This is a genomic window from Ruminiclostridium papyrosolvens C7, from assembly GCF_000421965.1.
In the GTDB taxonomy this organism is placed as follows: domain Bacteria; phylum Bacillota; class Clostridia; order Acetivibrionales; family DSM-1351; genus Ruminiclostridium; species Ruminiclostridium papyrosolvens_A.
The window spans coordinates 1-570 of record NZ_ATAY01000078.1 but is presented as its reverse complement, the minus strand read 5'-3'; the positions used below and the strand labels follow the sequence as shown (position 1 = coordinate 570).

Sequence of the window (570 nt, the reverse complement as noted above, 5' to 3'; positions counted from 1 at the left end):
AATAACAAATTTACAAATTAATGTTATAATATAGATAATTAAATTTTAAAGGAGGGAAAGAATGTTTAGGTTAAAACGTTTGTCATTAGTTATCCTTTCAACGTTAATTTTCACAATAGCATTTTCGACTATGGCGTTTGCAATTGAAGTGAATGCAGATTCTCAAAGCCGGAATTCCGGAAATTCAGTTACTTTACCTGTTTTTTGGTATCATCAGATTTTTTCTGATAAACCGCTCTATATTCATGATGCAGATACCGATACATGGTATGACAGTGTAAAAGGTACCGTTGAAATCAAGTGGTCAAATTACGTGTCCATGGCTAAATCCTTGACTGCTGATTTACAGGTTCCTGACGGTACATACCAATTTACTCTGGTTACAACTGATAGTTCTACTTCAGATTCTATTGAGGGTACTTTTAACATTATCAAAAACGGGGTAGTGGTTGCATCAAACATCAAAGGTCAGGTTTATGGGCTAAGTTTGGCAGAGGGCAACTATTTCAAATTTTATTCCGATGATATGAAGTGGCATTTCAGTGCATATATTACCAAAAGAATTGATGG

At 34.4% G+C, this 570-nt stretch carries 1 protein-coding gene; it reads left to right on the top strand.

Translation table 11 applies throughout. The features are described from left to right. Window positions 1–61 precede the first annotated feature (61 nt). A partial coding sequence (locus L323_RS35785; RefSeq protein ID WP_020816495.1) for a hypothetical protein occupies window positions 62–570 on the top strand: 509 nt, incomplete at its 3' end.